The sequence below is a fragment of the Aquiflexum lacus genome (assembly GCF_015476655.1).
GTDB classification, from domain to species: Bacteria; Bacteroidota; Bacteroidia; order Cytophagales; family Cyclobacteriaceae; genus Aquiflexum; species Aquiflexum lacus.
This window is the reverse complement of the sequence record NZ_JABFHF010000019.1, coordinates 1-12,226: the sequence shown is the minus strand read 5'-3', so window position 1 is coordinate 12,226 and position 12,226 is coordinate 1. Positions and strand designations below refer to the sequence as shown.

The window sequence follows — 12,226 nt, the reverse complement described above, 5'->3', positions numbered from 1 at the left end:
CACAAGAAGTTTGTACTTTAGTGAAATAAACCCAAATATAAATCAGAAGTATAATTATGATGAATTTTAAGCTCAACGAAAATCAAGTGATGATTGCTCAGATGGTCCGTGATTTTGGAGCAAAGGAGATCACTCCTTTCAGAAAAGAATGGGACGACAATCAACACTTTCCCAAGGACCTTTTTAAAAAACTTGGAGAACTCGGTCTCATGGGAGTTCTTGTTCCTACTGAGTATGGCGGGTCAGGGTTCAGCTATTTTGAATATGTGACTGCTATTGCAGAATTGACCAAATTGGATCCATCGGTTGGGCTTTCTATGGCTGCCCATAATTCCCTTTGCACCGGACATATTATGATGTTTGGCAATGAAGCGCAAAAGAAAAAGTATCTGCCAAAATTGGCTACCTGTGAATTTTTGGGAGCTTGGGGTTTGACTGAACCCAATACCGGTTCGGATGCAGGGAATATGCGGACCGTAGCTGTAAAAGATGGGGATCATTATATCATCAATGGTGCAAAGAACTTTATCACGCATGGCGTTTCAGGTGATGTTGCTGTTTTGATTGCAAGAACAGGCGAGGTAGGGGATTCCCATGGGATGACAGCATTTGTGATTGAGAAAGGCACTCCCGGATTCAAAGGTGGAAGAAAAGAGGACAAGCTTGGTATGCGTGCTTCTGAGACAGCCGAGATGATATTTGAAGATTGCCGGGTTCATGAAAGCCAGGTCTTGGGAGAGGTGGGAGATGGATTTATACAGTCCATGAAAATATTGGATGGCGGAAGAATATCCATCGCGGCCCTTTCCCTGGGAATAGCCGAGGGGGCTTTGGAAGCTTCTATTCAGTATTCCAAAGAGCGGCATCAATTCAATAAACCAATCAACAGTTTCCAGGGTATTTCTTTCAAGCTTGCAGATATGGCAACTCAAGTGGAAGCTGCAAAATTACTGACTTTCAAAGCTGCGGATCTTAAGAACCGGGGTGAAAAAGTGACTTTGGCAGGTGCCCAGGCCAAATATTTTGCTTCCGAAGTAGCTGTAAGTGTTTCTAATGAAGCAGTACAGATTTTTGGAGGTTATGGCTTTACCAAAGATTATCCGGTGGAGAAATTTTATAGGGATTCTAAGTTGTGTACCATTGGTGAAGGAACTTCTGAGATTCAAAAGATTGTGATTTCAAGGGAAGTGTTGAAGTAATTGAAACTTTCCCAAAGTTAGAAACTTTGGAAAAGTTTCTTTTAAAACAATGGCCCCCTCGCAAAATGTACTTTCAGGTCATTTGCTTTTCTAATCCCGAAAAGACTGCATAAAACCCCCTTTTCATAAAAAGTCGGATACAAAGGTCTTATGCCGGGTTTCACGCCGATGCCTGTGTCTTCACAGGCATTCTTTATCCTAAATTGAATTAGATGGATAAAATATTAATTTGGCTAAAGCCTTGGGAGAATAGGGTCTCCTGTAATCGTCCAGCTAAAGCAGGATGGCATTTCACCAGATAGATTTGTTATTTTTTCCTTTTGATTTTTGAAGGGTTTTGTCTCGTATCAAAAACATCAGCAATTTTAATCAACTTCTTTTTCTCGTCAATTGAATAGATGATTTTGTAGTTTTTAAATAACAAATATCGGTAGATAATTGGTCGTTCCTTTAAAAATTCCTCAACTTGACCAATGAATGGTGTTCTTTTCAATTTGTTCGGGACTTTAATAATTTGACGGATATGCTTGGCAGCAAAACTTAAACTTGATTCTTTAGCATAATAATCAAAAATTTCGTCCAATTGTTTTTCTGCAAATTCAGACCAAATGACTTTCATCTATTCATTTATTGAAATTTTTCCAAAAGTTCATCACTACTTTTGAACATTCCTTTTTTAAAATCCAGTTCAGATATTTCAATCCTGTTATTTAGTCCCTCTTGTTCAAATGGAGAATGAGAAATTCCATTCAATTCCTCTTTTTCTTTATTCAATAATTTTTCAAGTTTTGAAATTGCCTTCTCATTCTGAAGTTTTAAAAACTCCTGTACAAATTTGATTTTTCTGCTTTCTATATTCATTGGAATTTAACTTTTACCAAATTTACATAAAATTCAGTAAATGGAATTTATTTGGCTAAAGCCGAGAGAAAACAATAGTCTTCTCTAATCGTCCAGCTAAAGCAGGACGCAATTCATTGTTCCTTCAACTTTCATCCTTCTGCCGTCCTTTCTCCCTTCTCCTACCTCTCCACCCTGATCTGCCTTCTGATCACACCGCCTTTATAATGAATATGAAGGTAATATAACCCATTTTTCTGTTTCCCGGTATCTATGGTTTACAGTAAAGAGATGTGATATCCCTACATGCGTACCCTTTTCAAGAGTAATCTTAAAGCCATATTATTTCAATTTTAGGTTCAGGGATTTCAACAGGTAAGGTGACAAATGCAAATTTGAATACATTAGCTTCTTGAAACATCGTTTCAATAATTTCAATTTCAATTTTGAATTGCTTGTCACAGTTTTCAATAAGTTTAATCTCCTGTATAAATGGGAAAGAATTCCTTGGAGGCACTTTGATGACTATTACATAACTTGTGTTAAAATCAACTTCGGGATTGTCCGGTAAACATTCTGAAAAAACCTTGTATTGTTCTTCCTTTGTGACTTTCCGGACTCCATCTTCATCCAATCCCAATTCGGAATTTTTAAGGCATGTACCTTCATATACCCAAAACGAATCCGATTCTATTTCTTGACCTATACAATCCTCCGGACCGGGCGAATTGACACATGCCAAACAGAACAACAAAATGACAATCTTGATGTATCTTGGGCTAGATTTCAATAAAGTTGATTTATCAGTTGTTCTGCAATACATGAGTTAAATTGTTATTAATGCTGGAAAATTTAAAATTGATTTTTATGCCAGTACGAATTTAACTTTCAATCTGCTACAATTTAAAGCCAATTATTTTCAAAAAGAATAATTAGTTTAAAAACGGTTAAGAAATTAAGTGTGGTTGATCGGGGTTTTAAAGGTAATGTAACATCTTGATAAGTTGTATTTTATGTGTACATCTGTACGGGGCTACACCCAGCCACCACTGAAAGTCAACTCTATGCCTAGATGGGGGAAATTTTTTCATATTCAACTGTAAGGATAAGCCCCCAACCACTCCCAAAAGTTTTCCCGATGTATGATTTTTACAGTCTTGGGAATATAGGTTTCGATAAATGAGTTAGGGATTTTTCCTTTGGCTTTAGGATTCCATTTGGATTTCATCCCCATTCAAAAAAAGAAAGTCAGGATCAAGATCACGGGCCAATCTATTGACCAAGGTAGATTTCCCGGGGACCAAGCAAAATCAGGGCTTTTTTCCAATCTACTTTTGCAGCTAGCTTTTCCTCAAGGATTCTAGTGATATGCATATTTAGGGATTATAATCCCCAAAATCACATTATTTCCTTCAGTTTGCCTTTGTATATGGTGTAGGACTCATCTTCTTTATCCTTGTTGAGAGGCTTCATCCACCAGATTTCATCATCGATCACGCCGTAACTGTCGTAGTGCATTTTAGGATGATGGATTCCTTGGCTGATGATTTCGCCATCTTTAACCACTACCGTTCTCGGTTCAGCTTTTTGGAGATATTCTTCCTTAAGATTTTTAGGAGCATCTTTGGAAAATGCATGCTTCCATTTTTCGACATCAGACTTAGGGGGGCCAGGTTTATAATTGATCAAAAAATAATCTCCGACTTTTTCCAAACTGTAAATCTTTGAGGAATAATGGCTGTCCAAGTTTTCCGTATTTAATTTTCCATAGGGAATTTGGTTGTAATCCCAGCCTTCATGTTCATGAAAACCTTCCAAATCTAACCTGTTGTGATTCGTGAGTTTAGGTTCATATCCAGACCAGTCATACTCATAGAGTACAGGTTCATTTTGGAATATCAGGTATAATTTGGACTCCTCTTCTTCAAAATAAAATGCCGGTCTGAAGTCCTCAAATGGAAAAGCCTTACCGGATTGGTAGAATTTACTTTCTGTTGGAAAATATAAATGTTGGCTGCTTTCACCGGTACTCAGGCTTGTCAAAAGCAGGTTTTTTCTTCTTTTGTAAAAGCTTTCCCCGATGGTTTGCACCTCATCCATCAAATCCAGATGGTGCAATAAATAATCATGTCCTGATTTTCTGATGACCTGTGATTTTCTGAAAAGCTTGACATCTCCATAGATTCCTGTCTGATATTGAAAAGGTTTGCCATCCAGTAACAAGGTACCATCTAAGCTGAATACTTTTACTCCATTCAGATTATCTGAAACAACAATGTCTCCTTTTGAAGTGAGCACCAGGTTATCGGCTATCATGCTAAATGCACCGGGAACATCTCCCGATTTTGTCCAGTCATTCACAAGGTTTCCGCTTCTATCAAATACAAATATTTTGGAAGCACCAGCATCCCTGAAAAATATATGTTCTTTATTGACATTTTGAAATAGGAACAAAGCTGCCAAAATATTATCGACTGTGATGCTGTCAGTCGGGATGATTTGGAAGGGATATTTTTCGGTTGAATAATCGGAATCTTCTTTTTGACTACAGGAAAATGCAAAGAGAAACAGTACTGCTATGATTTTATTGAAATTCATATTCATGAATGAATTAAGTTGCTGTTTCAGAAACTTAGTAAATAATAAATCACCGCTTATCGAAATACAATGGAACGCTGATAACGCTGATAACGCAGATGTAGCAGATTTTCGCAGATAAAAAATCAGCGAAAATCAGCCCAATCATTGTCATCAGTGTTCCATTAAACCATTCCCCCAGCTCCCAACAATAAGTAAATCCCAGCAGCCATAGAAGCTCCAATGATTGGTCCCAAGATAGGTACCCAACTGTAGGCCCAATCACTTGTTCCCTTTCCTTTGATCGGGAGCAATTGGTGCATCAGTCTAGGACCAAAATCCCGGGCCGGATTGATGGCGTATCCTGTTGTGCCTCCAAGTGACAAGCCGATTACCCAAACCAAAAATGCGACAGGCAAAGCCCCAAGTGCGCCAAGGCCTATCGGGATTTCCTCCCCGTCGGTATATTGTATCACAGGATTTGTTGAATAAAGAATCACAATAATCAAAACGGAAGTTCCGATGATTTCGGAAAAGAGATTAGAGGGGAGGTTTCTGATAGCAGGCGCAGTTCCGAATGGAGCGAATTTGAGACCTGCCTCTTCTGTTGCATCAAAATGATCTTTGTATACTAACCAAGATATCGTGGCACCAAACATGGCACCCAAGATTTGGGCCAGGACATAACTGGGTACCATAGCCCATTCAAAATACCCGGCAATGGCCAAACCAATACTTACAGCTGGATTGAGATGTGCACCGCTGTAGGGACCGGCCACCACTACTCCTATAAATACGCCTAAAGCCCATGCAGTTGTTATCACGATCCAGCCACTATTGTTTCCTTTTGTACCTTTCAATACCACATTTGCTACTACTCCCGAACCCATGGTAATCAGCAGGGAGGTACCTACAAATTCTGCTACAAATGCATCCATATTATTCTACCCAGTTTTTAGACCTTTCAACTGCTTTGTGCCAAAAATGTAAATATTTTTCCACTTTATCTTTGTTCATCTTTGGTTCAAAACTTTTGTCTGCCTCCCATAGTGATTTGAGTTCTTCTTCATCTTTCCAAAACCCAACGGCTAATCCGGCCAAAAATGCAGCTCCAATAGCTGTAGTTTCGATAATTTTTGGTCTGGTAATTTTGCAATCCAAGATATCTGATTGGAATTGCATCAGGAAGTTATTCGCTGTGGCACCGCCATCTACGCGGAGTTCCTTGGTAGGTTCACCACTATCTTTTTCCATGGCTTTGAGTACATCATAGACCTGATAGGCGATGGCTTCCAATGCAGCACGGGTCATATGCGCGATGGTGGTTCCTCTTGTAATACCAAAAAATGCTCCTCTGGCATCCTGATCCCAATGTGGTGCACCAAGTCCTGCCAAGGCAGGTACAAAATAAACTCCATCATTGTCCTCTAAGCTGATTGCTAATTTTTCACTCTCTTTGGCATGCCCAAAAAACTCTATGCCATCTCTCAGCCATTGAATGGCAGCACCTCCTATAAAAACCGATCCCTCCAATGCATAATTCACTTTCCCATTCACTTCCCATGCCACAGTTGTTAATAATCTGTTGTTGGATTTTACAGGTTTCTCTCCTGTGTTCATTACCAAAAAGCAACCCGTACCATAAGTAGTTTTTGTCATGCCGGGTTGTGTGCAGAGTTGGCCAAAAAGTGCTGCCTGCTGATCTCCTGCAATTCCCGCTATTGGGATTTTGACTGATAGAATGTCCCCTGTTGTTTCTCCATACACTTCTGAGCTTGATTTGACCTCAGGCAGGATGGATTTCGGGATTCCGAATAAATCCAACAACTCTTTGTCCCATTCCTTATTATGGATATTATAAATCATTGTCCTGCTGGCATTGGTTATATCGGTGAGGTGATGTTTTCCACCGGTAAGTTTCCATACCAACCAAGTGTCCACTGTACCAAACGCCAATTCTCCTTTATCAGCTTTATCCCTAGCACCTTCCACATTATCCAGTATCCATTTGATTTTGGTTGCAGAAAAGTAGGCATCTATAATCAAACCGGTTTTTGATGTAATCATTTCTGCTTTCCCTGTTGCTTTCAATTTGTCACAATAAGCTGAAGTCCTACGATCCTGCCAGACTATGGCGTTGTATATAGGTTTTCCGTTTTTTCTATCCCATAGAATTGTTGTTTCCCTTTGATTAGTAATCCCAATCGCAGCGATATCACTGGCTTTGATACCCTCATTAGCAAGAGATTCTATCAGTACAGCAGATTGACTTGTCCAGATTTCCTGCGGGTCATGCTCTACCCAACCTGATTTAGGAAAGTATTGCTTGAAATCTTTTTGAGCTACAGAGACTATCTGACCTTTTTTGTTAAAAATAATAGATCTGGAGCTGGTTGTTCCTTGGTCCAGCGCCATGATGTATTGTTCTTTTTGGCTCATGGTTATTGGGTTATGATGTATTTATTGACTGTTTTTTCAAATTCTTCCAACTCTGTTGCAATCCATTCTTCTCCATGTCCCATTTCATTAGCCATTAACCTAGCTATCTTTGGCCCCATTTCTTTAGCTGCTTTTGCATCCAAAAGCAAGATTCGGAATCTTCGCGACAGGATGTCCTCGAGTGTTACAGCCATTTCATTTCTCACCATCCAAATCAGTTCTGCTACAGTATAGGTATGGTTAGGGTGCAATTTTTCAGCCCAATCAGGATGATCTTTAATCATGAACTTGATCTGAGAGGCATCCGAGCCATAAACAGACATGTGCCCTTCCTCTGGATTTTCTGTAAAACCATGGAGTTTTTGATCGGCAGACTTACTGGCTTTCATGGATTCACCGGTGACTTTAGTGAAATAATCTACTGTATCTTCCCCCATTTTTCTAAAAGTGGTCCATTTTCCGCCTGTAATGGTAACCAAATTAGAGTCTGAAACAATTACTTTATGGCTTCTTGAAATTTCTTTGGTTTTAGCACCCTTTTCTTTTGGAGCTGCCAATGGTCTTAAACCAGCAAAAACGGATAAAACATCCGATCTCAAAGGTTTTTTGGTCAAGTAAGCTTGTGCCGTTTCAAGCACAAAATTGATCTCTTTTTCCAAAGCTTCAGGTTCGAGTTTGGCTTTGTCCACAAGGGTATCTGTGGTACCGACTACCAGTTTCCCCTGCCAAGGAACGGCAAAGAGCACTCTGCCATCAGAGGTTTTTGGAATCATCAAGGCATCTTTTCCACCAAGAAAAGATTGATCAAAGACAAGATGAATTCCCTGACTTGGTTGGATGCTTTTTCTAACTCCAGGTTGGTCCATTTGCAGGATTTTGTCAGCAAAAACACCGGTAGCATTGACCACCATTTTTGCTTTGATTTGAAAATGGTTATTCCCAATCTGATCATCGAACATCAGTCCGTTTACTTTTCCATTTTCGTCCTTGGTCAAGCCTGTCACTTTTGCATAATTGAGGACGCATCCACCCAACTCATCACAAGTCTGGGCAACGGCAATGATCATTCTGGCATCGTCAAACTGACCATCGTGATAAACCACTCCGCCTTTCAGTCCATCCTGATTGATTTGGGGAAGTCTGGCAATGGTTTCTTTTTTATTGATAAATTTGGATTTTCCCAGACGCCATTTTCCTGCCATCCAATCGTAAAGCTTAAGCCCTACACTGTATTGAAGTTTATCAAACCAAGTATAAATCGGTATGATAAATGGCTGGTTGTAGGTAAGGTGGGGAGCATTTGCCAAAAGCCTTCCTCTTTCCTTCAGTGCTTCCAACACTAGTCCAACATCTCCCTGTGCCAAGTAGCGGACACCACCATGCAGCAGTTTTGTACTTCTGCTAGATGTGCCTTTGGCAAAATCGGATTTATCCAATAAAACAACTGATAGGCCGCGGGACAAGGCATCCAATGCCACACCGAAGCCCGAGGCTCCTCCTCCAATAATTGCTACGTCCCAGATTTTTTCCTGACTTTCTTTTAACCTATTTAGGCTTAATGACCTATTCATAACGAAAAATTTTTGTTTTCAAGTTATCAAAAAATCACCAAAATAAAATCGAATCATTGTGAATATTCTCAATTCAACATATCGAAAAGAATGAATATCTGCTATAATGCCGGTAATCTAATTTGCCCTGCTGCATGTGCTAAAAGTTGCCTGACTTGCGGTCGGCTGGGAACATCGACGATAATATGAGTCGATATTGTAACTAACTCAAATATTTGTGTACTAACTTTTTTGTTAAAAAGCTGATACTAAATTTTAAAATTCTTTGTAGATAGCCCTTTTTACCTTGGAACCTCCATCTTTGAATAAATCCACTACAAAAATATAATCATACTCAATATCTTCAAGTTCTGGGTATTTTTCCTCGGATCCCACAAAATAATTGACAACATTTTGAATAGAATTGCTGTGCCCGACCACAAGGGCATCGCCTTTATTTTTTCTCAAATTTTTAACAAGGTCATCATGATTTTTGACATCATATATCTCAATTGTTATTCCCAGTTTATCGGCCAAAGACTGAACAGTAGCTTTTGTTCTGATGGTGTTGGTGCTGTAAATATGCTGGATATCTTTCTCTTCAAGAATTTGAGCAAGTTTTTTGGATCTTACAGTTCCTGCAACACTCAATTCAGGATCGTCTCCACTCAATAATTTCTCAGCATGTCTTACAATATAGATTGTTTTTGGTTCCTGACTGGATTCACAAGAAAACATTGCTAGAAATAAAATGATAAGAATCAGGTGGCTTTTCATAATTTTGGAGTGGTTTAATAAACTAAATTGAAGAATGAAACTATGATTTGAATCTGCCAAGGGTAAGTTTTTCAAGATCTAACCACTGTAACTGTTGTCAATATGTTGATCCTTTCCCTTATGCGGTTCAAATTCCAAATACTGTTCCCAGAATGGTTCTTCGGGTAATGCAGCGCGGAGGTATAGTTTTTCTTTTTTGATCGGGTGGACAAATACCAAATGGAAAGCATGCAAATTGATACTGGCATCCGGATTAGCTTTGGAAAAACCATATTTCAAATCACCTCGAATAGGACATCCTATGCTGGCCAATTGAACTCTGATTTGATGTGGGCGCCCTGAAACAGGTCTTACTTCTACCAACCAATGGTCATTGAGTTTACCCATTCTTTTATAATTCAATTCGGCTTTCTGAGAACCGTCTACTTCCTTTTCGTATGCAGTCACCACGTTGCGTTGTTCATCTTTTACCAGATAATGCGTCAGTTTTCCAATTTCCTCTTTAGGTTTGGATTTGACAATCGCCCAATAGACCTTGTGGATTTCACGTTTGCGAAAAAGCTCCATCATCCTTTCCAAACCTTTGGAAGTACGGGCAAATACTACGAGGCCGCTTACCGGCCTATCTAATCTGTGGACTGGATGAAGAAATACATCTCCCGGTTTATCGTATTTTTTTTTGATGTAGTCCCTGCAATAGTCTGTAAGGGTTTTGTCTTTTGTTTTGTCACCCTGAACCAAAATACCCGCAGCCTTATTGACTACCAATAGGTGATTGTCTTCATAAACAACATTGAAGGGTTTCTTTTTCATATTTATTGACCGAAAGGTTTTCCTCCCACAAAGACACAAAGTCACGAAGGAAAATTTGATTTAATTGATTACTAAATTTAAACAAACCAAAACTTTGTGTCTCAGTTTCTTTGTGGGATTTTTTTGTTAAAACTCAGAAGTGAAATGGAATTCAATTTCAGGATAGTTTTCCTGCACCATTTGAAGCCAGGATTTGGATTCGGCCATAAAGACTAATTTCCCATCCTTATCATAGGCAATATGCCGATTTTTTGATCTTACGAATTCATCCAACTGCTTTTTGTCCTTACTGCTGATCCAGCAGGCTTTGTACAGGTTCATTGGTGCAAACTCCACAGAGGCATTGTATTCATTTTTCAATCTGAATTGAATGACCTCAAACTGCAATTGTCCCACTGTTCCAACAACCTTTCTATTTCCCATTTCATAGGTAAAATATTGGGCGACTCCTTCTTCCATCAACTGTTTCAGCCCTTTCTCCAATTGCTTGGTTTTCATAGCATCTTTGTTGATTACCTCTTTGAAAATTTCGGGAGAAAAACTTGGGATTCCTTTGAAAGTCATGTTTTCGCCTTCTGTAAGGGTATCTCCAATTTTGAGGTTTCCTGTATCAAAAAGGCCTACAATATCTCCTGGGAAAGCTTCATCCACAATTTCCCTGTCCTGGGCCATAAATTGGGTTACATTGGAAAATCTTAAAGGTTTTGGCCCGCGAACGTGGTTATAGGGTTTGTTTCTTTCAAATTTTCCTGAACAAATGCGCAGGAATGCAATTCTGTTTCTATGATTGGGGTCCATGTTTGCATGGATTTTGAATACAAAACCTGAGAATTTAGGTTCTTCAGGCAACACTTCTCTTTCTTCTGTATGTCTACTTTTCGGGGTAGGTGCAATTTTGATAAATGTATCGAGCATTTCATTTACACCGAAGTTGTTCACCGCTGAACCAAAAAATACCGGAGCAATTTTCCCTTCTAAATATTCTTTTGGGTCAAAATCCGGATATACACCTTCAATTAATTCCACATCTTCTCTGAGCTGATTGGCGTTGGTTGTTCCTATCAGCTTATCTAATTCTTCGTTATCGAGGTTATCGAAAGTCTCCCTTGCATCGCTTAATTTTCTTTGGCTGGGCGTAAAAAGATTCAGTTTCTTATCATAAAGATTATAAACACCCTTAAAGCCTTTTCCCATTCCGATCGGCCATGACAAAGGCCTAACTTGAATATTGAGTTTTTCTTCCACCTCATCCAACAATTCGTAAGGATCTCTGCCTTCCCGATCCAGTTTATTGATGAAGCAAATTACAGGTGTATTTCTCATACGGCAGACTTCCATGAGTTTTTCGGTCTGGATTTCAACACCTTTCACGCAGTCAATAACCATTATGACCGAATCCACTGCTGTCAAAGTCCTGTAGGTGTCTTCCGCAAAGTCCTGGTGACCAGGGGTATCCAATAAATTGATTTTGACCCCTTTATATTCAAATCCCATCACCGAAGTAGCTACTGAAATGCCTCTTTGTTTTTCAATTTCCATCCAATCTGACTTGGTGGCAGTATCTATTTTGTTGGACTTGACGGCGCCAGCAGTCTGGATTGCCCCCCCAAAAAGCAATAATTTTTCGGTCAGTGTTGTCTTTCCGGCATCGGGGTGGGCGATGATGGCAAATGTTCTCCTTTTTTGAATTTCTTTGGTCAGGCTCATGTAATTTACTGATTCTGTAATTTTTCAGGCTGCAAAGGTAAGGTTTTAATTTGTAGGTTGGAAGGTTATGAAACTTTAATCAATTATATACGACAAGGTGCTATGGTTAGGAATTTGAATTAGGCTTTTTGTCCCAAAAAATCTTCTCTCTTGAATCCGGAAATTCCTTCTTTGGTTCCATTGAGTACAATTCTGAATGTTGTGCCTTTACCAGGTTCAGAATTTTTTACAAATATTTTGCCATCATGATATCCTTCAATGATCCTTTTTGCCAAAGTGAGTCCAAGACCCCAGCCTCTTTGACGAGTTGTAAATCCTGGATTA

The 12,226-nt window shown here is 39.3% G+C and carries 13 protein-coding genes; 1 reads left to right on the top strand and 12 read right to left on the bottom strand.

The genetic code is table 11. The annotated features are described in order from the left end of the window. Window positions 1-59 precede the first annotated feature (59 nt). Window positions 60-1,199, top strand: coding sequence for an acyl-CoA dehydrogenase family protein (locus HMJ38_RS16425; RefSeq protein WP_194975593.1), 1,140 nt, complete (start codon window positions 60-62; stop codon window positions 1,197-1,199). Between the two features lie 307 nt (window positions 1,200-1,506). Here the strand turns inward: HMJ38_RS16425 and HMJ38_RS16420 are convergent, their stop codons facing one another. From HMJ38_RS16420 to HMJ38_RS16370, 12 genes are all read right to left on the bottom strand, one after another. Beyond that, window positions 1,507-1,818, bottom strand: a complete 312-nt coding sequence (locus tag HMJ38_RS16420) for a type II toxin-antitoxin system RelE/ParE family toxin (RefSeq protein WP_194975514.1) — start codon at window positions 1,816-1,818, stop codon at window positions 1,507-1,509. Window positions 1,819-1,826: 8 nt separating this feature from the next. After that, the gene (locus HMJ38_RS16415) at window positions 1,827-2,060 is read right to left on the bottom strand and encodes a hypothetical protein (protein WP_194975513.1); all 234 of its coding nucleotides are present in this window, start codon (window positions 2,058-2,060) and stop codon (window positions 1,827-1,829) included. 310 nt (window positions 2,061-2,370) lie between these two features. After that, a complete protein-coding gene (locus HMJ38_RS16410) occupies window positions 2,371-2,862 on the bottom strand; it encodes a hypothetical protein (protein WP_194975512.1) in 492 nt (163 codons plus the stop codon). A gap of 270 nt (window positions 2,863-3,132) precedes the next feature. Beyond that, the gene (locus HMJ38_RS25550) at window positions 3,133-3,267 is read right to left on the bottom strand and encodes a hypothetical protein (protein ID WP_262892900.1); all 135 of its coding nucleotides are present in this window, start codon (window positions 3,265-3,267) and stop codon (window positions 3,133-3,135) included. A 170-nt stretch (window positions 3,268-3,437) separates the two neighbouring features. Further along, entirely contained in the window at window positions 3,438-4,637 is a 1,200-nt protein-coding gene (locus HMJ38_RS16405; protein ID WP_228780100.1) for a hypothetical protein, read from the bottom strand. A 164-nt stretch (window positions 4,638-4,801) separates the two neighbouring features. Next, on the bottom strand, window positions 4,802-5,554 hold the full coding sequence (locus HMJ38_RS16400) for an MIP/aquaporin family protein (protein ID WP_194975510.1): 753 nt from the start codon (window positions 5,552-5,554) through the stop codon (window positions 4,802-4,804). A gap of 1 nt (window position 5,555) precedes the next feature. After that, entirely contained in the window at window positions 5,556-7,055 is a 1,500-nt protein-coding gene (gene glpK, locus HMJ38_RS16395; RefSeq protein ID WP_194975509.1) for a glycerol kinase GlpK, read from the bottom strand. A 2-nt stretch (window positions 7,056-7,057) separates the two neighbouring features. Then, a complete protein-coding gene (locus HMJ38_RS16390; RefSeq protein WP_194975508.1) occupies window positions 7,058-8,626 on the bottom strand; it encodes a glycerol-3-phosphate dehydrogenase/oxidase in 1,569 nt (522 codons plus the stop codon). A gap of 255 nt (window positions 8,627-8,881) precedes the next feature. Then, complete coding sequence (locus HMJ38_RS16385) at window positions 8,882-9,382, bottom strand: histidine phosphatase family protein (RefSeq protein WP_194975507.1); 501 nt, start codon at window positions 9,380-9,382, stop codon at window positions 8,882-8,884. A gap of 78 nt (window positions 9,383-9,460) precedes the next feature. Then, window positions 9,461-10,195: an RluA family pseudouridine synthase gene (locus HMJ38_RS16380; protein WP_194975506.1), complete on the bottom strand. Its 735-nt coding sequence runs from the start codon at window positions 10,193-10,195 to the stop codon at window positions 9,461-9,463. 126 nt (window positions 10,196-10,321) lie between these two features. Beyond that, window positions 10,322-11,902 carry a peptide chain release factor 3 gene (locus HMJ38_RS16375; RefSeq protein WP_194975505.1) on the bottom strand — a complete coding sequence of 527 codons (1,581 nt, stop codon included), beginning with the start codon at window positions 11,900-11,902 and terminating at the stop codon, window positions 10,322-10,324. Window positions 11,903-12,021: 119 nt separating this feature from the next. Next, the coding region (locus HMJ38_RS16370) for an ATP-binding protein (protein ID WP_262892899.1) at window positions 12,022-12,226 on the bottom strand (205 nt) is incomplete at its 5' end.

Excerpts from the sequence above, each read along its gene's own strand:
- HMJ38_RS16390 (WP_194975508.1), bottom strand. The coding sequence starts at position 8,626 with ATGAATAGGTCATTAAGCCTAAATAGGTTAAAAGAAAGTCAGGAAAAA.
- HMJ38_RS16385 (WP_194975507.1), bottom strand. The coding sequence starts at position 9,382 with ATGAAAAGCCACCTGATTCTTATCATTTTATTTCTAGCAATGTTTTCT.
- HMJ38_RS25550 (WP_262892900.1), bottom strand. The coding sequence starts at position 3,267 with ATGAAATCCAAATGGAATCCTAAAGCCAAAGGAAAAATCCCTAACTCA.
- HMJ38_RS16375 (WP_194975505.1), bottom strand. The coding sequence starts at position 11,902 with ATGAGCCTGACCAAAGAAATTCAAAAAAGGAGAACATTTGCCATCATC.
- HMJ38_RS16415 (WP_194975513.1), bottom strand. The coding sequence starts at position 2,060 with ATGAATATAGAAAGCAGAAAAATCAAATTTGTACAGGAGTTTTTAAAA.
- HMJ38_RS16380 (WP_194975506.1), bottom strand. The coding sequence starts at position 10,195 with ATGAAAAAGAAACCCTTCAATGTTGTTTATGAAGACAATCACCTATTG.
- HMJ38_RS16410 (WP_194975512.1), bottom strand. The coding sequence starts at position 2,862 with ATGTATTGCAGAACAACTGATAAATCAACTTTATTGAAATCTAGCCCA.
- HMJ38_RS16420 (WP_194975514.1), bottom strand. The coding sequence starts at position 1,818 with ATGAAAGTCATTTGGTCTGAATTTGCAGAAAAACAATTGGACGAAATT.
- HMJ38_RS16400 (WP_194975510.1), bottom strand. The coding sequence starts at position 5,554 with ATGGATGCATTTGTAGCAGAATTTGTAGGTACCTCCCTGCTGATTACC.
- HMJ38_RS16405 (WP_228780100.1), bottom strand. The coding sequence starts at position 4,637 with ATGAATTTCAATAAAATCATAGCAGTACTGTTTCTCTTTGCATTTTCC.
- glpK (WP_194975509.1), bottom strand. The coding sequence starts at position 7,055 with ATGAGCCAAAAAGAACAATACATCATGGCGCTGGACCAAGGAACAACC.
- HMJ38_RS16425 (WP_194975593.1), top strand. The coding sequence starts at position 60 with ATGAATTTTAAGCTCAACGAAAATCAAGTGATGATTGCTCAGATGGTC.